18 protein-coding genes and 1 pseudogene are annotated in these 20231 nt (G+C 58.7%); 18 read left to right on the forward strand and 1 reads right to left on the reverse strand.

The genetic code is table 11. From position 1 onward, the window contains the following. The first annotated feature begins 11 nt into the window (after positions 1 to 11). The 16 genes and pseudogenes from AC1DS5_RS18905 to AC1DS5_RS18980 form a co-directional block, all read left to right on the forward strand. The gene (locus AC1DS5_RS18905; protein WP_477719794.1) at positions 12 to 428 is read left to right on the forward strand and encodes a hypothetical protein; all 417 of its coding nucleotides are present in this window, start codon (positions 12 to 14) and stop codon (positions 426 to 428) included. Next, a complete protein-coding gene (locus AC1DS5_RS18910) occupies positions 425 to 1555 on the forward strand; it encodes an NAD(P)/FAD-dependent oxidoreductase (protein WP_477719795.1) in 1131 nt (376 codons plus the stop codon). Before AC1DS5_RS18905 ends, AC1DS5_RS18910 begins: the two co-directional genes overlap by 4 nt. 1046 nt (positions 1556 to 2601) lie before the next feature. Beyond that, positions 2602 to 4182 (forward strand): ABC transporter substrate-binding protein, encoded by a 1581-nt coding sequence (locus AC1DS5_RS18915; RefSeq protein ID WP_477719796.1) that lies wholly within the window; start codon positions 2602 to 2604, stop codon positions 4180 to 4182. 132 nt (positions 4183 to 4314) lie between these two features. After that, positions 4315 to 5442 (forward strand): NAD(P)/FAD-dependent oxidoreductase, encoded by a 1128-nt coding sequence (locus AC1DS5_RS18920; RefSeq protein WP_477719797.1) that lies wholly within the window; start codon positions 4315 to 4317, stop codon positions 5440 to 5442. Then, entirely contained in the window at positions 5423 to 5719 is a 297-nt protein-coding gene (locus AC1DS5_RS18925) for a (2Fe-2S)-binding protein (protein ID WP_477719798.1), read from the forward strand. The genes AC1DS5_RS18920 and AC1DS5_RS18925 overlap by 20 nt, the downstream gene beginning before the upstream one ends. Further along, complete coding sequence (locus AC1DS5_RS18930) at positions 5716 to 7107, forward strand: FAD/NAD(P)-dependent oxidoreductase (protein WP_477719799.1); 1392 nt, start codon at positions 5716 to 5718, stop codon at positions 7105 to 7107. The genes AC1DS5_RS18925 and AC1DS5_RS18930 overlap by 4 nt, the downstream gene beginning before the upstream one ends. 50 nt (positions 7108 to 7157) lie before the next feature. Then, positions 7158 to 8045: an ABC transporter permease gene (locus AC1DS5_RS18935; protein WP_477719812.1), complete on the forward strand. Its 888-nt coding sequence runs from the start codon at positions 7158 to 7160 to the stop codon at positions 8043 to 8045. Next, positions 8042 to 8923 carry an ABC transporter permease gene (locus AC1DS5_RS18940; RefSeq protein ID WP_477719800.1) on the forward strand — a complete coding sequence of 294 codons (882 nt, stop codon included), beginning with the start codon at positions 8042 to 8044 and terminating at the stop codon, positions 8921 to 8923. The genes AC1DS5_RS18935 and AC1DS5_RS18940 overlap by 4 nt, the downstream gene beginning before the upstream one ends. Next, positions 8920 to 9924, forward strand: coding sequence for an ABC transporter ATP-binding protein (locus tag AC1DS5_RS18945; RefSeq protein ID WP_477719801.1), 1005 nt, complete (start codon positions 8920 to 8922; stop codon positions 9922 to 9924). Before AC1DS5_RS18940 ends, AC1DS5_RS18945 begins: the two co-directional genes overlap by 4 nt. Next, positions 9921 to 10919, forward strand: coding sequence for an ABC transporter ATP-binding protein (locus AC1DS5_RS18950; protein WP_477719802.1), 999 nt, complete (start codon positions 9921 to 9923; stop codon positions 10917 to 10919). The genes AC1DS5_RS18945 and AC1DS5_RS18950 overlap by 4 nt, the downstream gene beginning before the upstream one ends. A 117-nt stretch (positions 10920 to 11036) precedes the next feature. Further along, the gene (locus tag AC1DS5_RS18955) at positions 11037 to 11408 is read left to right on the forward strand and encodes a RidA family protein (protein ID WP_011485214.1); all 372 of its coding nucleotides are present in this window, start codon (positions 11037 to 11039) and stop codon (positions 11406 to 11408) included. Continuing rightward, the gene (locus tag AC1DS5_RS18960; RefSeq protein WP_477719803.1) at positions 11409 to 12989 is read left to right on the forward strand and encodes an ABC transporter substrate-binding protein; all 1581 of its coding nucleotides are present in this window, start codon (positions 11409 to 11411) and stop codon (positions 12987 to 12989) included. A 203-nt stretch (positions 12990 to 13192) separates the two neighbouring features. After that, complete coding sequence (locus AC1DS5_RS18965; RefSeq protein WP_477719804.1) at positions 13193 to 14314, forward strand: ornithine cyclodeaminase; 1122 nt, start codon at positions 13193 to 13195, stop codon at positions 14312 to 14314. Positions 14315 to 14411: 97 nt separating this feature from the next. After that, positions 14412 to 14873, forward strand: a complete 462-nt coding sequence (locus AC1DS5_RS18970; RefSeq protein WP_477719805.1) for an Lrp/AsnC family transcriptional regulator — start codon at positions 14412 to 14414, stop codon at positions 14871 to 14873. 314 nt (positions 14874 to 15187) lie between these two features. Beyond that, positions 15188 to 16324 carry a saccharopine dehydrogenase family protein gene (locus tag AC1DS5_RS18975; RefSeq protein WP_477719806.1) on the forward strand — a complete coding sequence of 379 codons (1137 nt, stop codon included), beginning with the start codon at positions 15188 to 15190 and terminating at the stop codon, positions 16322 to 16324. After that, positions 16325 to 16537, forward strand: a pseudogene (locus AC1DS5_RS18980) (FAD-binding protein); the annotation flags it as partial. It lies immediately after the preceding gene. Between the two features lie 511 nt (positions 16538 to 17048). Here the strand turns inward: AC1DS5_RS18980 and AC1DS5_RS18985 are convergent. Beyond that, a complete protein-coding gene (locus AC1DS5_RS18985) occupies positions 17049 to 17963 on the reverse strand; it encodes a LysR family transcriptional regulator (protein ID WP_477719807.1) in 915 nt (304 codons plus the stop codon). A gap of 423 nt (positions 17964 to 18386) precedes the next feature. On the opposite strand from AC1DS5_RS18985, the gene AC1DS5_RS18990 reads away from it, so the two are divergent. Both AC1DS5_RS18990 and AC1DS5_RS18995 read left to right on the forward strand, forming a co-directional pair. Continuing rightward, positions 18387 to 19808: an amidase gene (locus AC1DS5_RS18990; RefSeq protein ID WP_477719808.1), complete on the forward strand. Its 1422-nt coding sequence runs from the start codon at positions 18387 to 18389 to the stop codon at positions 19806 to 19808. A 29-nt stretch (positions 19809 to 19837) separates the two neighbouring features. Then, entirely contained in the window at positions 19838 to 20044 is a 207-nt protein-coding gene (locus AC1DS5_RS18995) for a hypothetical protein (RefSeq protein ID WP_477719809.1), read from the forward strand. The last annotated feature ends 187 nt before the right edge of the window (positions 20045 to 20231 follow it).

Here is a 20231-nt window from a genome sequence, read left to right on the forward strand (position 1 = left end):
AGCCTGTGTGCATGATTCGCCAGACGCCGCGCGATGGTTTGTGTGTGCGTTTTTCCGGAAAATCCTCGATTCAATCCCATGGCAGTTTAGGAGATAGCATCCCCGTGTTACATATGTTCCTCAGTCGCTCGGACATGAATATAAGCTCCGCCAAGACGAACCATTCACCTTCCTCCCGTAATATGAATACGGTGCTCGTAGGCGGCAGAATTCATGAGCGCAGTATCGCCTTGAACTTGGCGAAGAGGGGCATCGACTGCGTGGCTCTTGAGAAAGACCACGTGGCTCGACACGCATCGGAGGTGAGCGGTGGAGGTGTGCGCACGCTCGGCGGCGATATACCTGCGGTTCCGCTGGCTCTCAGGCCGTTGAAGCCCGTCGCCCTTGGCGCGCTTGTAGCGATCGACACCGTGGATGCGGCCTCATGAGTACGAAGGCTATCGACACCCTTGTTGTCGGCGGTGGCTTGCACGGACTGTCGGCCGCGCTGCATCTGGCCCGTGCTGGCCGCCGCGTCGTGATTCTAGAACGGTCGTGGGTTGGCCGCCATGCCTCCGGCGCGACAGCGGCCGGGGTCCGCACACTCAACCGCCATCCGGCCGAGATTCCGATCTCGCTGGAGTCCATGGACATGTGGCACAACATCGAGTCGATCGTTGCCGGTGATTGTGGCTTTCATGCTCATGGTCAGATCAACGTTGCTGAATACCCGGATCATCTGCCTGCCCTGGAGACGCGTTTCGCGATGATGCGGGACGCCGGGTACCGGCATGAGGAACTGGTCGATCGGGCAGAGTTGCTGAGGCTCGTTCCTGCGATCTCGCCCCACTGCATGGCTGCGCTGATTGCCCGACGTGACGGCGCAGCCGATCCGCATCGGACCTTGCAGGCGTTCCGCCGCAGCGCGGAGGCCGCGGGCGTTACGATCCACGAAGGTCTCGGCGTCACGGCGATCGAGCGGGCAGGCTCCGACTGGCGAGTCCGTACCGACGCTCGGGATTTCGTGGTGCCGACCGTCGTCAATGCCGCCGGGGCCTGGGCGGGAAAGATCGCCGCCATGTTGGGCGACGAAATCCCACTCGGCCATAAGGCCTCGATGATGGTCGTGACGGAGCGCGTCGCGCCGCTCCTCAGGCCGGTCGTCAGCGTCGTTGGGCGGCCGCTCTCCCTGAAGCAGTCCGACCAGGGAACCCTGGTAATCGGGGGAGGGCTTCAGGGCAGCGCGGACATCGAAGCGCAGAAAAGCTTTGTCAACTTCACCGAACTCGCCAAAGGCGCGCGGGCGGCGACCGATCTCTTTCCCTCCATCGGGCCAGTGCGAATCGTGCGTGCCTGGACGGGTATGGAGGCGAAAACAGATGACTATCTGCCCGTCATCGGCGCCTCGCCGAACGCGAGCGGCGCCTATCACGCTTTCGGGTTCTCCGGCCACGGTTTCCAGCTCGTTCCGGTGGTTGGCGCCATCTTGGCCGACCTCATCGTCCGCGGTGGCACCAACAGATCGATAGAGGGATTCTCTGCGGATCGGCTCATGCAACAGCGAGCCGCCGCATGATGCACGCCCTTATGCCCGCAACCACGACCTGCTAACGCATTGGGATTCAATCAGCGGTATCGATTCACGCCGCACACGCCCAGATTGAGGTGGCTTTCAAGATTGAGGCCATCACTCGATGGCGGAACAGTGCTGGCTTGCAAACAATTTTGTTGACCGAGTCGGCCTGCTGCGGCCGGCCTTCGCTCGCTGCCACCATGAGTTCTCCGGCAGACAGCGGCAACCTATCGGCATTTTCCCTCGCTCTCGCTTGTGTCCATAACCACCGCGCCCATGCTGGCGCGTTTATTGACGCGGCCCTTGGTTACCGCTGCGATGGAATGGACCAGCAGTCCGCTGCGCTGGCGCCGGCGCGTCAGGCTCGGCCCCCGGAGGCCAGATCTGGAGATGTTCGAAGCCGTCGCCGGCACGCCGCGGGCCGGTTCTCGGTAAGGCCTATGGCGAAACGATCACGGTTGTCGGTTGGTTCCGCGCGAGCGGAGCCGGAGACGAGCTCGGAGTAGAAATGGTCCGCCCCGAGAACGCCGATGCACCTCCATGCCTGGGAGAAAGCAGTTGCGCTAAGTGAGTCCCAGCAGGCACGGTTATATACACATAGCAATCCTGGATGAATACAGGTTTTGTTGCACATTGTTCCCACATGGCAGCAGTTTTAGCATTAGCCGCAATGGATTCACAACAAGCACGATCGACGATCACGTGTGTCACCACAGACTGGGTGACCTCAAGCATTTCCGCTCGCCCGGTGACAGTCCTCCGCACCATCATGGCGTGAACGCTTCAAGATGGCGTAGCTTGATTACAAGCTCAATAGCATTAAGACATTGATGTATTTCAAAATGCTATTTTTATGAAGATTATGAAAATAAAAATATAACAAAATCAACGATCTATTTCGGATTGGCACATCTATTGCTGAATGACATTGCTGGTGGTTTTTACCATTCCAAAAAGCGCCACAGCTCAGTAACATGAATGACATTCAGACGCATAACCACACGAATTCCGTGTGATGTTCTTCCACCTTTTTCTAGGAGCAAAAGACGATGAAACTTCCTGTTCTCACCATTAAGACGACCGCGTTTGCCGCCCTCTTGGCGTTCAGTGGCATCTGTCCGCCTGCGTTCGCCCAAGCTAAGGACCGCCCTGTGCTTAGCATCAGTTCGGACGCAACAGATATCTCAACGCTCGACCCGCACCGCGCGACATCTTCGGACGACAAGGGCGTCGCGTCGCAAGTGTTCAACGGTCTGGTGCGCTTTCCGCCGGGCAGCGCCGACCCAAAAGAGCTTCAACCCGATCTCGCGGAAAAGTGGCAATCATCCCCCGACAAAAGGATTTGGACGTTCTATCTGCGCAAAGGCGTGCAGTTCCATGGTGGATATGGCGAGATGAAAGCCACTGACGTCGTGTATTCATTCATGCGTGCAGCTGACAAAGGTCGGTCCAGTTTTGCAGCGAACTTCGAAGTCATCGAAAAAGTTGAGGCGCGGGACGACTACACCGTGCGCTTCTTGCTGAAGTATCCGGATGCCGCGTTCCTCGGTCGCGTGTCGAATTATCACGCTGGCAACATCGTCAGCCAGGCGGCGGCCGAAAAACTCGGGGACAAATTTGGTCAGTCACCGATCGGCACCGGTCCATTCGCACTCAGCGAACACATTACGCAGCAATATGTGAAGTTGGTCGCTAACGACGCGTACTTCCGTGGCGCGCCAAAACTGGCCGCCATTACCTATCGCATGATTCCGTCGGACAGCGCGCGCGAGCTGGCGTTTACGTCCAAAGAAGTCGACATGATGACTGGTAAGCGGGAGCAACGCTGGGTGGACAGCGCGAGCAAACGCGGCATGAAGGTCGATGTTTTTGACCCTGCCGAGTTCCGTACGCTTCACATCAATCGCACCATTAAGCCCTTGGACAATCTGAAGGTGCGCCAGGCAATCGCTGCGGCGGTCAACGTGGACGAAATCCTGAGGTATGTCGGCAAAAGTGTGGGCGACAAAGGCTGCTCGATCATCCCCAACGGCTATCTAGGCGAAGATTGCAGCGCAGGGGGCTACACCTATGACGTTGCGCGCGCCAAGAAATTGTTGACCGAAGCCGGTTTTCCTAACGGAATTTCTATCAAGTCGGTGGTGTCGAACGTCTCTGCGCAGCAACCCATCATGCAAATTGTCCAGTCACAGCTGGCCAAAGCCGGCATCAAGCTGGAAATGGAGGTCGTGGACCATGCGACCTATCAAGCCAAAAGCCGGAAAGACCAAAGCGCATTGGTGTTTTATGGTGCGGCTCGTTTTCCTATCGCAGATGTCTGGCTCACGGAGTTCTACGACTCGGCCGCCTCCATTGGGGCGCCTAAGGCAATTTCCAACTTCTCGCATTGCTCCGTGGGTGATGACGCCATCCGGCAGGCGCGCATTGAGCCTGATGCGCAGAAGCAGCTGGCATTGTGGAAACAAGCGCAGCAAAAGATCCATGCGGATGTCTGCTCCGTGCCGCTCTTTGGCCTGAAGCAAGTGTGGGTGCATAGCGACCGCGTGAACTACGGCTATACGCTGAAAGGCGCCCTGAACCTACAGCCGCCCATCACCGAACTGACGACCGTTACGCGGAGCGCACCTTGAGTCTCAAAGTGGTCCATCCCTTGCCCTTTGGTCAATTACTTGGAGTCCAGAGCGGCAGCCCTATGAACCGCAATTCGAAAGATTGTGGTCGGAGTGGTGGCGTGCAATGCATGCGAAAGGCCGGGCTTTACCATGTCTCATGAGTATGACGTGATTGTGGCGGGAGCCGGGATGGTTGGCGCCGCCATAGGGTATGGGCTGGCTGGACAGAACCGCCGCGTGCTGATGCTGGATGGTGCAGACACGGATTTCCGCGCCGCGAAGGCCAACTTCGGCCTGGTCTGGGTGCAAGGCAAAGGGCATGCCCAGCCGGAGTACCAGCGCTTGACGCTCTTGGCTGTCAAGGCTTGGCCCGAATTTGCGGAGCGGCTAGAAGCAGACAGCGGCGTAGCGCTCGCCTACGAGTGCAAAGGCGGTTTGCATTTTTGCATGAGTGACGACGAACTGTCTGCCCGCGCCGCAAGCCTTGACGCATGGCACGCCCAAACACCGGAATTCGCGCCTTCAACTTGCATCTTGAACCGCAGCGAGCTGCAACGCTTCTTTCCGTCCATGCGTCTGGGCGAGGAGGTGGCCGGTGCCAGCTTGGGAGAGTTGGACGGTCAAGTCAATCCGCTGCGCTTGCTGGTCGCATTGCACACGGCTTTCCTGCGGCGGGGCGGGCAGTTACGCAGTGGCCATACGGTGACCGCCATCAACGCGCTGCCAGGCGGTGGCTTTGAGGTCAGAGCCGGTGAGTACCAGGCGCGCGCCCAACGCGTGGTCATCGCCGCTGGTTTGGGTTCATCTGCGCTTGGCGCAATGGTCGGACTGGATGTGCCCTTGCGGCCACAACGTGGCCAGCTTCTTGTGACTGAGCGTTTGGCCCCTCTGTTGCCCCTACCGGCCAGTGGCCTTCGACAGACAGCCGAAGGCACCATCATGATCGGCGTGACCCAGGAAGAAGTGGGCTACGACGTGGGCACAACATCCCAGGCTGCGGTGCGTATGACACGTAGGGCCTTGCGCATCTTGCCGGATTTGGCCGGAGCCCGATTGGTGCGCCAGTGGTCCAGCCTACGGATCATGACGCCCGATGGCAGTCCCGTGTATGCAAGCTCCCCTTTCTACCCCGGTGCGGATATCGCGCTGTGCCATTCGGGCGTGACGCTGGCTTCATTCCACGCGGGAGCCTATGCCCGCGCGCTGGCTGGCGGCTCGCTGCCCGACACCTTGAATGTTTTTCACCATGAGCGTTTCAATGTTCAAAAAGCTGCATGAGGCCGGCGCTTGCGCGCTGACTTTTTATATAGACGGCCAAGCCGTCGCCGCTGAAAGCGGCGAAACCGTGGCCGCCGTGCTATTGCGCCAGCAGACGCCAGTTTGTCGGACCACACCCGTGCATGAAAGTCCGCGAGCACCGTACTGCATGATGGGCGTGTGCTTCGATTGCCTGGCCATCATCGACGGCGTGGCGTCCACGCAGTCCTGTCTGGTCACGGTGCGCGAAGGCATGCGCGTGGAACGTCAGTTCGGCCGCCGGAGTGTGACGCCATGACACGCGAATTCGATGTTGTAGTGATCGGAGCGGGGCCAGCTGGCATGAGCGCGGCTATCGGCCTCAGGGGTCAGGGACTCTCCGTGCTGGTAGTGGACGAGCAGCCTGCGCCTGGTGGCCAGATCTGGCGCGCGGTAGAGGCTGTAGCGCCCACTCCCACAGGCACGCTGCTGGGTGACGAGTACCGCGCTGGCGCCGGTCTAGCTGGCCGCTTCCGCGGTTGTGGTGCCTTTTATGAACCGCAAACACAGGTCTGGCAGATCGAGCCGGGCTGGCATGTCTACATGACGCGCGACGGGCGGGCCGAAGTGGTGCGCGCCAATCACGTCGTGCTGGCGTTAGGTGCGCAGGAACGGCCGACACCGTTCCCGGGCTGGACCCTGCCGGGCGTGCTCACTGTTGGCGCGGGCCAGATCCTGTTGAAGACCTCGCGCGAGGTGCCATCAGAGCCCGTGTGGGTAGCGGGCAGCGGGCCTCTGCCGCTTTTGTACATGGCGCAGTTGCTGCGCGCGGGCGGCAAGATCGCAGGCTGGCTGGACACGTCGCCGCCAGGCGGCTGGCGCCGCGCTTTGCCTTGGGCGGGCGCCGCTCTGGCGGGCTGGGGCGAGATCAGCAAGGGCCTGGCTTGGCTGCTCGAAATCAGGGCAGCGGGAGTTAAACACGTGCGCGGCGTTACCGCTGTGCGGGCGCTGGGCGATGGCCATTTACAAGAAGTGGAATACACGCAGGCCAATGGAAGTACAGTGCGTGCGCCGGCCAGTGTGCTGTTGTCGCACGAAGGCGTTTTGCCGTCCATCCACATGACGCAAGCACTTGGGTGCGAGCACCGTTGGAACGCGCAGCAGGTGTGCCTCACACCAGACCTGGATGACTGGGGACAGACCAGCAGGCCAGGCGTGTATGTGGCAGGTGACGGCGCGAATATTGGCGGCGCGAAAGCGGCGTGTGTACGCGGCGAACTGGTCGCGCTCGGCATCGCCAAGCGCGCTGGGCGTCTCTCACCGGAAGCGGCCGCCGCACATGCCGCGCCGCTTCGGCGGAAGCTGAGTGGGCTGTTGCGCCTGCGCCCCATGTTGGACGCCCTATATCCACCTCGGGCCAGCATCTTTTCTCCGCCTGATGAAACAATCGTTTGCCGCTGCGAAGAGCTGACAGCGGGTGAAATTCGCAAGGCGGCCGCGATCGGCCAGCCAGGACCCAATCAGATTAAAGCATTCACCCGCGCCGGCATGGGTCCGTGCCAAGGCCGTCAATGCGGCTATACGGTCGCGCACATCATCGCGGCCGTACAGAACCGTCAGGTTGCGGAGGTGGGCTTCTACCGCATTCGCCCGCCACTCAAACCGCTGACGCTCGGAGAGTTGGCATCCCTGGAGCAACCATCATGATGCGATATGCCATCAAGCGCCTGCTATTGGCCATCCCCACACTTCTGGCCATGCTGACTGCTGTTTTCATCTTGGTGCGTCTGGTGCCGGGCGATCCGGCCGCCGTTATGTTGGGCGACCAGGCCAGTGCGGAAGCGCTCGAGGCCTTGCGCAAGCAACTGGGCCTGGATTTGCCTGTGCACCTTCAGTACCTGAGTTTCCTGCGCGACATGCTGTCGGGAAATTTTGGGGTGTCCATGACCAGTGGAAGAACCGTTCTGCACGAAGTGTCGCTGGTGTTGCCCTGGACTTTGCAATTGACCGCCGCCTCCCTCCTGATCGGCGTGGCCTTCGGCCTGCCGCTGGGAATATGGGCTGCGCTACGCCGCAACGCATGGCCTGACTACCTTGGTCGTGTGCTTTCCCTTATCGGACTGTCGTTTCCCGCCTTTGTGTCCGCCATCCTGATGCTGCTGGTCTTTGCCGTTGAGTTGCGCTGGTTCCCGGTCATCGGCAACACTGGATCGCGCACCTTCACGGAGCAACTGCGCAACCTGGCGTTGCCCGCATTCAACCTGGGACTGATCATGACAGCTTATGTCATGCGGGTCACGCGTTCGTCGATGCTGGGTGTGATGGGCGAGGACTATATCCGCACCGCGCGTGCCAAGGGTGTGCGGCCGATGCGGCTGATCCTGCGCCACGGTCTCCGCAACGCTTTGATCCCAATCGTGACGGTGGTAGGCCTGTACTTTGGCACGTTGATCGGCAACTCGGTGCTGACGGAGATTGTCTTTAACCGACCGGGCCTCGGCAAGCTCATCCTCGGCGCGCTGAACTCGCGGGACTACACCTTGCTGCAAGGGCTGATGGTGGTGTTCGCGTCATGCGTGATTGTGGTCAATCTTCTGACTGACCTGGTTTATGGGTTGGTCGATCCAAGGGTGAAATACAAATGAGTACCGTTAGTATCGTTGCTGCCCCTGCAGTCGTTAAGCCGAACTCCGTGTGGCAAGCCTTGCGCAAGAACCGGATGTCTTGGATAGGCATAGGACTGCTGATGTTGATCGTGGTTGCTGCGGTGTTCGCGCCTTGGCTTGCTCCATACGATCCGTTCCAGCAGAACATTGCCTATCGACTTGAACCGCCGTCTGCGGAGTTTTGGCTGGGCACTGACAGTTATGGCCGAGACGTGCTGTCGCGCCTTATCTACGGCTCGCGCGTGTCGTTGTTGGTCGGGTTTGTCGCAATCTTGATTGCCATGTGCATCGGCTCGGCGCTAGGCATCCTGGCAGGATACTTGGGCGGAATCGTCGATCAGGTCGTCATGGGGTTGGTTGACGTCATGCTCTCATTTCCCACCTTGTTGTTGGGGATCATGGTGGCCGCCATGCTGGGCGCCAGTCTGGAAAACCTGATCATCGCCATTGCGATCACAGAGATAGCGCCTTTTATTCGAGTGGCACGAGCTCCAACCATCGCGCTGAAGCAACGCGATTTCGTGGAGGCGGGTAGAGCGCTGGGCTTTGGGCCGATTCGCTTAATGGGCGTGCACATACTGCCTAATATGGTGTCAGACGTGGTGGTACTCGGATCGTTGTGGATGGCTTCCGCGATCCGCACCGAGGCTTCACTCAGCTTCGTCGGGCTCGGCGTGCCGCCGCCGGTCGCAACCTGGGGCAGCATGATCCGCGAAGGGTTCGAGCACATCCTGGACGCCTGGTGGCTGACAGTGTTTCCCAGCTTGGCCATCTTGTTAACAGTTCTGGCACTCAATTTACTAGGCGATGCTTTACGCGACGCCATAGACCCAAAACTTCGTTCGGAGCGTGCATGAATCCCTCTCCTGTTTCCCAACCTCCGGTCCTGGAACTTCGTGACCTGCGCACGGAGTTTCGCGTGGGCGGCGCATGGCATGCCGCAGTACGCGAAGTGTCGCTGCAAGTATCGGCTAATGAGACGCTTGCCGTGGTCGGCGAGTCAGGCAGCGGCAAGAGTGTGACAGCGCTGTCGGCGCTGCGACTTTTGCCCGAGTCCGCTGCACGCCATGGTGGCGGGCATATTCTGTTGGACGGCGTTGATCTGACCATGTTGTCCGAGAAGCAGATGACAAAGCTGCGCGGTGAAGCGATTGCCATGATCTTTCAGGAGCCAATGACCTCACTGAATCCCACTATGACTGTGGGCGACCAAATTTCAGAAGCTATCCAGCAGCATCGCCACCTGTCCAGGAAAGAGGCACGCCGGCTTGCATTAGAGGTGCTGGAAGAAGTGAAGATCCCCGCTGCCGCCAAGCGCTTTGACGACTATCCACACCAGTTCTCCGGTGGAATGCGCCAGCGCGTGATGATCGCGATGGCGTTGGCTTGCAAGCCCCGCGTTCTGCTGGCCGACGAGCCCACCACCGCGCTCGATGTGACTATTCAGGCGCAGATCCTCAGCCTCTTGTCCGAATTGAAGACCGCACACGGCATGGGCGTGGTGTTCATCACCCACAACCTGGGAGTTGTGGCGCAGATCGCCGACCGGGTGGCCGTGATGTATGCCGGAGAAGTTGTAGAGACTGCCGACGTTCAGACCTTGTTCGCCCGGCCCATGCATCCCTACACGGAAGCGCTCTTGCGCGCCATGCCAAGAGTGGACGCGAGCGCAGTGCTTGAATCCATTCCCGGCAGTGTGCCAGCCATCAACGCACTACCAAAAGGTTGCGCATTTGCACCGCGCTGTCGCCTAAAAGAAGCGCGCTGCGAGGCCGAACGGCCAAATTTGATGCGCATTGGTAGTTCGCACCAAGTACGCTGCGTGGTTCGCGTTGAACAATATGGAGACATGGCATGAGCGATCTTCTGCAAGTACGCAATCTGGTCAAGCGCTTTGAAAGCGGCGGCGGCTGGCTGGGTGGAGCCAAGCAAGTCGTGCGGGCGGTGAACGACGTGTCATTCAGTGTGGGCCGCGGCCAGTCGCTGGGATTGGTGGGCGAGTCCGGCTGCGGCAAATCCACCGTAGCGCGGACCCTGCTGCGTCTGATCGAACCTGACGAAGGCAATATTCTCTTTGATGGCCAGGACATACGCCAAGCCAGCCTGTCTGATATGCGCGCGCTGCGCCGCCGTATTCAGATTGTGTTCCAGGATCCGTACGCCTCGCTCAATCCGCGCCGCACCGTTCGGCAGGCGTTGAGCGAGCCTCTTTTCGTTCACAAACTGGGCAACGCTGAACAGATTGCCGCGAAGGTGGAACGGACCATCGACGAGGTGGGCTTGCCGCGAACTGCACTGGACCGCTATCCACACGAGTTCTCGGGCGGGCAGCGCCAGCGTATCGGTATCGCTCGCGCTTTGGTGCTGGACCCGGAGTTGATCGTGGCAGACGAACCTGTTTCCGCGCTTGATGTGTCCGTACAGGCGCAAATCCTGCAACTACTGGAACGCCTGAAGCGCGACCGCGGTCTGTCGTTCGTTTTTGTCTCGCACGACCTGGGGGTAGTTCGCCACTTCTGTGAATCGGTTTGTGTGATGTATTTGGGCCGCATCATCGAACAAGGCCCGACTGCACAGGTGCTGGATAGTCCGCTGCATCCCTACAGCCGCGTGTTGCGCGATTCCTCTCCGGTGCCAGATCCAGCGGCGCGGGTACGCCTGTCGAAGATCATGGGTGAAATCCCGGCGCCGACGAATCTGCCTTCTGGGTGCACTTTCCATCCACGCTGTGCCCGGGCACGCCCGGATTGCGAGTCGCGAGTGCCGACTATGGAGGGTATCGGGCCAGGACGTGCAGTGGCTTGCTTTTATCCGTTGGTAAAGGATCCTGCAGGTCGATTAATAACTCCGTAAGCGCCGCTACCGCTTGATTCGCGCGGCCACCCCAGCATAAGAGCACCTCTTCGAGGCGAGCACAGCCATGAACTGGCCATGTGCGGGAATTTCTTCACTAAAAAAAAGGAAAGTCAGATGAACGACATCACTCGTATCGCTACCACCAAGCGCCGCAGCAGCGTCGTGGTCTACAACGGCATCGTCTTCGTAGGCGGGCAAACCGCCGATGACCGAAGCCAGGACATCCGCGGCCAGACCCGGCAGACCCTGGAAAAGATAGACAAGTTTCTCGCCGAGGCTGGCACCGACAAGAGCCGCTTGCTCACCACGCAGATCTGGCTCAAAGATATCAAGAATGACTTCGTGGGCATGAATGAGATTTGGGATGCATGGACTCCGCCTGGCGCGACGTCCACCCGTGCCACTGCCCAGTGCGAGATGGGTGCACCCGACGTTCTTATAGAGATGATCGTCACTGCGGCCATCGCAAAAAAGGAAGTAGCATAAATGAAGGCGGTCGACTATGTGATCGCGTGTCGAGCGCTCCTCATCGCCGCATGTATTGGCCTTGTCGGGCCGGTATTTGCTCAGGAGTCCATCCTCCGCATCGGAAGTGATGCGACTGACATCACTACTCTGGATCCGCACCGCACGGCGGTGTCGGAAGAAAAGGGCTTGATTAGCATGATCTTCGGTGGCTTGGTGAGATTTCCACCCGGTTCCGCTGACCCCGAGAAAATAGAAGGTGATTTGGCCGAGAGCTGGCAGGCTTCTGCTGATGGACTGACCTGGACATTCAAGCTGCGTCACGGTGTGCAGTTCCACCGCAACTATGGCGAGGTGAATGCGGAGGATGTGGTTTATAGCCTAATGCGCGCAGCCGATCCAAAGCGGTCCTCGTTTTCGTCTACCTTTGAGCCGGTGAAGGAAGTGAGCGCGCTCGATTCGCATACGGTGCGCATACAGCTCAAGGCGCCAGTACCCAGTCTGCTGGGACTGGTTGCCAACTACCACGGCGGAATGGTTGTAAGCCGCAAGGCCGACCAGGATCTGAAAGACGCGTTCAAATTGAAGCCAGTTGGCTTTGGGCCCTTCGAGTTCGTTGAACATCAGAAACAGCGCGAGGTGGTGCTGAAGGCACACGACAAGTATTTCCGTGGGAAGCCGAAGATAGAGCGCATCGTTTACCGATTCATCCCCTCCGAGGCCGTCCGGGGGCTAGCGTTCGCTACTGGCGAGCTTGACCTGGTCGCCGGCCAGCGCGATCAGCGCTGGGTGCAGCGGGCCCGGCTCTGGGCGCCGCCTAAGGACCAATCGTCCGTCAAAGTCGATGTCTTCGGACCAGGTGAATTTCGTACCCTGATGCTCAATCGGCGCATCAAGCCGCTGGACGACCCGCGTGTTCGGGAAGCCGTAGCACGCGCCGTGGATGTGCAGGAACTAGTTCACTTCGTCGGCGCGGATATCGTCAAGCCTGGCAGATCTGTCGTTCCGCCAGGCTACGCAGGTGAGGTAGACGTTGGGCCAAAGTTTCCTTATAACTTCGGCAAGTCAAAAGCTTTGCTGACGGAAGCCGGCTACGCCAACGGCATCACCCTAAGGGCGGTAGTGTCCAGTACCGCCTCGCAACTGTCGGTTATGGAGGTGGTGCAGAAACAGCTCAAGCGCGCGGGCATCAACTTAACCATGGACGTGGTCGAGCACGCCGCTTATCACGCGCAGATCCGCAAGGACGTGAGTGCAATCGTCTTCTACGGCGCTGCTCGATTCCCGGTGGCCGATTCCTACCTCACAGAGTTCTATCACTCCCGCTCCGAGATCGGCGCACCTACTCAGGTTACCAATTTCTCCCACTGCAATGCAGCCGACAAGGAAATTGATGCGGCGCGCGCAACCCCAAATGCGGCTGCGCGAAGCTCGCTCTGGCGCGTGGCACAGGTGAAGATCAACGCAGATCTCTGCGCCATCCCGCTATTTGATCTGCAGCAGGTCTGGGCCCGTCGCGGTGCGCTCGACTATGGAGTGCCTCTTGAGGGCGCAATGAACCTCTTTCCGCCGATCAACGAAAAATCGACACTGAAGAAATGATCGCTACGAGCAGTACCTGAGTGGTGAACTGCGATCTCGCCGTAATCGGTTGCGGGGTCGACGGCTCCAGTTGCTTACTGCTCGGCCGCGTGATCAGTGGGTTGCCGAACTGAATATAAGTAAAACGCAATCTGCTGGTTTCTATTTGGCTTGGCTCTTGCACCAACTATCTGTTGTGGGCATATAGCAGGCTTTCCGCCGTCATGGCAAAAAAGAAGGAGCCCATCGTGGTTGATTACATTGGTATTGAAAGTATTCAGAAAATTGTGGCCAGATCGGGCCCAGCCGCCTTCATCGAGGGCCTTGCGTACGAGATCGAGTCCGATTACCGCCGCTGGAAAGAGTTTGACAAGTCAGCGCGTCACGCAATTCACTCGCCCGTCGGTGTGATCGAGTTAATGCCGACCAGCGACGGGCGAATGTACTCCTTCAAATACGTTAACGGCCACCCCAAAAACACCGAAGTCGGCTTGCTGACCGTGACAGCTTTTGGCGTGCTCGCTGACGTGGATACCGGCTACCCGTTGCTGCTGTCAGAGCTGACAATTACCACCGCACTGCGCACCGCCGCTATGTCAGCGTTGGCCGCCAAGTGGATGGCCAGACCCGACAGTCGCGTGATGGCGTTGATTGGTAATGGGGCGCAAAGCGAGTTCCAGGCGATTGGTTTTCACCGTATGGTCGGAATTCGCGAAGTTCGTTTGTTTGACATTGACGTCAAGGCCAGCGAGAAGCTGGCCCGTAACCTTGCCGGCATGAGCCTGGAAGGCCTGAAGGTGGTGATCTGCAACTCGGCGCTTGAGGCCGTAAAAGGCGCCGACATTGTGACCACGGTCACCGCCGACAAACGCAATGCCATCATCCTGACGCCCGAAATGATTGAGCCCGGTATGCACATTAATGCCGTTGGGGGTGACTGCCCTGGCAAGACCGAGCTGCACGCTGATATTTTGCTCAGAAGCGATGCGCGTGTGATCGTTGAATACGAGCCTCAGTCGCGTATTGAAGGTGAAATCCAGCAACTGTCCGAAGATTTCAAGGTAAACGAATTTGCAGATGTGTTGAACGGCACGGCAATTGCACGCACCACGCCGCTCGAGGTCACGATTTTTGACTCGGTAGGTTTCGCACTTGAAGATTACTCAGCCCTTTGCTACCTGCAAAAACTACAGCTTGACGCTAAAGGCCGGCTGCAAATTGACTTGATCCCACACCTTGACAACCCGAAAGACCTCTTTGGTTTGCTGGCTGCAGGCGGTAGCAAGCGAATGGTTAAAACCCCGCAAGATACGGTCACCGGAATACCTCTCGAAATGGCGAGGTGATGAAATCTGCACCCCGCCTTCCCCGCGAAGTACAGCTGTGCATGGAAATGATTGCCGGCACATTGTCAATCCATTGAAATATTGCTAGAAGGTGGACATGGACTCACGACTTGATGACCTCGATCGTCATCTACTGAGCTTGCTGCAAGCCAATGCCAGAGAACCGGCGGCCAACTTGGCGCGCAAGTTGAAGGTCGCCAGAACCACGGTTGTCGCACGAATTGGGCGATTGGAGCGCACGGGCATTGTTTCGGGGTATGGCGTTCGTCTCGGACGACAGCTCGAACAAGCCGCAGTGCGAGCATTCTGCGGCCTCAGTGTCAATGCCAAAGGTGCGTCTGTGGTGATGAAGGCGCTGGAGCGTCGGCCCGAGGTGGAGGAGGTTTGGGCAGTCAGCGGCCAGATCGACTACATGGTCCTCCTGCGATGCGACACGCCTGAAAAATTGGACATGATTCTTGATCAGTTAGGACAGATCGACGGCGTCAATCACACACAAACCTCGATGGTGCTTAGCCGAAAAATCGATCGCCGTAGCACAGTCTCGAACAGTGATTAGCCATTCTTACCGAAATGGCCCTAACTTCTGACAGTTTCCTTGGAAGTCACTACTGCTGTCCCCGCATTTCTATTTCATACACTTTTACCAAGCTTGAACATGGCCGAGCTTCGAAGGGCACGTGGAGCAATCGAGGTACCAGCCAAGAAAGCGCAACCATTTCACCTCGACGACCTGCGTAGACATCAACGTGACGAATACCTTCGTTAATCTGACGAAGTGAGCCGTTCTTTCAGCGATCTGCTCTCTACCATCTGCCAGCACTCACTTCTATAGTTCTTCCAGCGGGCAATTGTGCTCACAGGAGAAATCAAATGACGAAGTTGAAGTTCAAAAATGTTCTAGTTCTTGGTGCTGGCAAGGTCGGCAGCACCGTGGCGGACATGGTCGCGGAGTACCATGGCTTGCCGGTCACCCTTGCGGATCTGAAACCAGGTCGCGGCGATGAGAGCGATGCGCTGGTCCGCAGAGTCTCTCTCAATGTGGAGAGTGCGGAAGATTTGAATGTGGCGCTCTCCGCACATTCGGTTGTCATTAACGCTCTTCCGTTCTACCTCGCTGAGCGCGTTGCGACCCAAGCTGCGAAATGCGGTGTCCACTATTTCGACCTCACCGAGGACGTGGCCGCGACGAAGGCCATCCGGGACATTTCGACGACGGCTACCTCGGTTCTTATGCCACAGAGTGGGCTCGCACCAGGCGTGATTGGCATGCTTGGCGGCTATCTGGCGGGTCGGTTCCACGAGCTGTACGACCTGCGCCTTCGCGTGGGTGCGCTCACTCGCAATGCAACGAACAGCCTTCGGTACAACTTCACGTGGAGCATTGATGGCGTTATTAACGAATACTGCAACCCATGCGATGCTATCGTCAACGGTCAACTCTTGTCGGTTCAGCCGATGGAGGGGCACGAAACCTTTACGCTAGACGCAGAAGCCTTTGAGGCCTTCAACACATCGGGCGGCTTGGGTACCCTGTGCGAGACCCTGAAGGGGAAGGTTCGCAATCTCGACTACAAGACTATTCGTTATCCAGGCCACCGCGACGCGATGGATTTTCTTCTGCACGATTTGCGCCTGATCGAGCGCCGCGACCTGCTGCGTCAAGTGCTTGAGCATGCAGTTCCACACAGTCGTGAAGACGTTGTGATCCTGTTTGCGTCCGCATCGGGCCTTCGAGACGGCAGGTTCGAACAGGAGACGCGTGTGGGCCGCGTGTTTGGTGCTCCCTTGCGCGGCAAAGACCGTACGGCTATTGAACTCACAACTGCTGCCGGCGTGGTCGGCGTATTCGAGTTGCTGCAGCAGGGCAAGCTTCCGCTTGCTGGCTTCGTCGGCCAGGAGCAGGCACCTCTTGAAGAGTTTCTCTCTACCAAGGTGGGGCACTACTACAAGGGCCTTGGCGTAAAGTCTTCCGCAAATGAATCGAAGAACGAGATTGTGCATACTTAATACGCCCCCAACGACTGGCATGTGGGCCAGACCGGCAAGATCGCGGCGCCTCAGCTTTACATCGCGGCCGGCATTTCCGGCGCGATCCAACACCTGGCCGGCATGAAGGACAGGAGGGTCATCGTGGCGATCAACAAGGACCCCGAAGCGCCGATTTTCAGTGTGGCCGACTACGGCCTGGACGCCGACCTGTTCACGGCCGTGCCTGAGTAGCGGCGCGAACTTAACGCGACAGCTATAGAAAGGCGGTAGGGCCGCGCCGTTGTCACCGGCCCTTTGGATGATTTATGCAGGCGCTAACTAAGTTACCTCGGACGAGAGCTGCCCGTGGCCAAGCTATAGCCGCCTACTTACGGGAATGGGGTGTTTTGGTAAGTAGGAAAACCAAGCACTGCACACAGGGCAGTTGTTGCGTTGTTGATGTTGGGCCAAAGGGGTAGGGCGCTGGCAATGTATAGCAGGCGCATGCGCTGCCACACAGCCTTGGCCAGAAGCGGCCGTCTGTGCTGCATCGGATGACCGTGAGCTTCAGACTGAAAGTTGACTGTTGATTCTGAGCCGCAGATTGGACTTGCACCCATACCTCGAAGGGTAAAAAGAATCGGTCAATGGGTATTCACACCCTGAGGGGGAACTGATTGAGATCGAGTCATAGAGGCTACATACTCCCGTACCCAAAGCGGCCGTCGCGATCATCCGCGTCATGGCCGCTTTCCATTCAGCACTAAGGGGATGAGGCGACATCCAACGCCCGGACCGAGAAGAGGTTCTGCGCCATGAAGTCCACGAAGACCCTGAGCTTCGGTGACAGATAGCGGCTCGACGGCCACAGCATCCGGAACGTGCCCGAGTGATGGGTGTAGGGGTTGAGCACGGCCACGAGAATTCCCTCCTCGAGCTGACGGCGGATAGCGAAGTCCGGTAGGCAGGCGATGCCGAACCCCTGCTCGGCCATGCAGATCAGCGGTTCAATCGTGTTCGCCACCGCCGTCGTCGGCAGATCGATCTCGATGTCCTTGCGCCCGCGGCGTAGCGGCCATCGTTCAAGCTTGCCGCTGGTCGCGTAGCGATGGTGCAGACAGGCGTGAGACTTGAGATCATCCGGTTTCTGCGGAATACCCCTCAGCGCGAAATAGTCGGCCGCGCCAACGAGCTTGAGCCGAAATGCGCCCAATGTGCGAGTCATCAGTCGTGAGTCGCTGACTTCGCCCGCGCGCACCACGGCATCGAAGCCTTCATCGATCACATCGACGAGCCGGTCAGTGAAATCGAGATCGAGCTCGATCTCGGGATAGGCCCGCATGAACGCGCTCAACGCCGGCATCATCAGCATGCCGGCCAAGGGCAGGCTGACGCGCAGCTTGCCGCGCGGCGCGCCCTGCGTCTGCGCGAGTTCCAGCTCGGCTGCCTCGATCTCGCAGAAGATGCGCCGGCAGCGTTCGAGGAAGCATGTGCCCTCTGGCGTCAGCGTGATTGTGCGCGTCGAGCGGTGGAAAAGCCGCACGCCCAGCCGCTCCTCTAGCCGCGCGACCGCCTTGCCGATCGCTGAGGACGACACACCCAACTGCCGTCCTGCGACCGTGAAGCTGCGAGCTTCTGCGGCCCGAGCGAAGGCATTAAGCGAGCTGAGACTGTCCATTTTGCACCTCTATTTCGGATAAAAATGTCCTATATTTTTTGGACTGTAACCGAATTATCCATAGTAATAAACTCTCGGCGAACATCGCGGAACTCTGCCCATCAAGGCTTCATGTGGCCGACGAACGCATCCGGCGATTCGTGACTTGGGTTTCAAGTTGGTGTCTCGCCAGAGTCTGCATTCTTTGCACGGATGTGCATCGGTAAGACAGTCAGAGCCATGAATGTCTTTCACGAATACACTGAGTTGACCCGTGCCCAAACATACTTTGGCTCGGGCGCGCGGCATGAGGTTCGCTTGTGAAGTGAGCAAAGACGTGGAGGAGCGCCCAGGCATACGCAGGCACGCGAATTGTCTGGCACAGAAAGTGCAATTAGGTTATCGCCCTCGCACCCCGGCGGGAAAGCAGGAAGGATATAGCCGATGACAAGCTCGAACGGTACGACTATGCGTTCCGTCACCAATTTGACGGATTTGACGATTGCTGATTCTGGCAGGCTTCTCGAACGGCGTGAGGTGTCGCCAGTGGAACTTGTCGATGCCGCTCTGGGGCGGATCGAGCAACTCAATCCCTCGCTTCACGCATTCATTACCGTGACGGCAGTCGTCGCACGAGCCCAAGCACGCGATTCCGAGACCCGGATCGCAAAGGGCGGGTATCGAGGTGGCTTGGATGGGATACCTTTCGCACTCAAGGACAATATCGATACAGCCGGAGTCCGATCGACATCGCATTCCAAACTGCTGTTCGACAACGTACCCCGCGAGGATGCTGCCGTCGCTGCCAAGCTAAAGAAGGCTGGTGGCATTCTCATCGGAAAGACTGCGATGTTCGAGTTCGCGCACGGCGGGCCATCATGGGATTTGCCGTGGCCGCTTGCGGTCAACCCGTGGAGTGCAAAGCATTTGCCAGGCGGTTCGTCGTCAGGCTCGGGTTCAGCAGTTGCCGGCCGTCTTGTGTCCGCGGCCATGGGAACCGACACCGGCGGATCGGTGCGTTGGCCCGCTGCCGTTTGCGGAATTGCCGGATTGAAGCCAACATACGGGCGTATTAGCCGCCGGGGCGTGCACCCTAATTCCTTCTCGCTCGATCATTGCGGACCGATGGCGCGCACCGTCGAAGATTGTGCCATTGTGCTGGGGGCGGCAGCTGGCTACGATCCGCTTGATCCAGGGAGCATCGATGAGCTGGTTCCCGATTATCGGGCGGCTCTTACGGGTTCAATCAAGGGGCTGCGCATTGGTCTTGTCCGACACTGGTACGCGAAAGATGCCGCGCCCGAAGTCGTCAGCGCGGTAGATGCTGCGATCAAGCAACTCACTGCCCTTGGGGCCATCGTCGAGGAAATCGACCTTGCCCCCCTCATCGACTATGTCGACTGCAAGACCATCATCTCGATCAGCGAGATCTATGCCATCCATGAAAAAGACCTGAAGGCCCGGCCGCAGGACTTTGGCCAGCTGTTGCGCACCCGCGTGATCGCTGGTGGCCTCATGCGGGCCGAGGACTATGTGCAATCCATGCGCTGGCGCACGGAACTGACAACCAAGATGCTCGCGCACTTCAAGCGCTTTGACGTTCTTGCAACCGCTGGCTGGCTCAATCCTGCTGAGCCGAACGACCCTCAAGGCGCCGACTTCTTTAAGAAGCGGCAACTCGTGACAATGCCCTTCAGCCTGTCCGGCATTCCGGCGTTGTCCGTGCCGTGTGGGTTTTCGGCCGATGGTTTGCCGCTGTCACTGCAGATCGGCGGCAAGCCCTTCGACGAAGCCACTGTGCTGCGCGTCGGCGATGCCTATCAGCGCAGCACGGAATGGCACCAGCGCAAACCGCCACTGGTTTGAACAATCGCAACTTATTCGGAGACTGCACTATGAAAAAAGAGCCCGCGACGCGCGAAGAAATCGCCGTGCTTGCCAGGGCTGCTGGCCTCGACTTGCCGGCTGAGTATTTTGACGAGCTGGTGGAAGCTTATCTGAATATCGAACCGATGCTGCTGCGTGTGCGCCGCAGCCGTGACCGAGCAGACGAGCCGGCTCATGTCTACGATCCTCGCAAATTCATGCCGCGCGAGGTTTGAACTGTGGGCGGCGAGGCGGTCGAACGGTATAGGCTAAGGACAATGTGAAAGAGCGGCGTGGGTGGGGGCAACGAGGATCATGACTTTCATTAGGAGAACGAGGATGATATCTACATTAATCGTGCGGTTTGCCGCAGTCGTCGCACTTGGTGCGGCTGCTGTCGCGACTCCCGCATTCGCGGAGAAA

This window comes from Polaromonas sp. P4_H1, assembly GCF_056400945.1.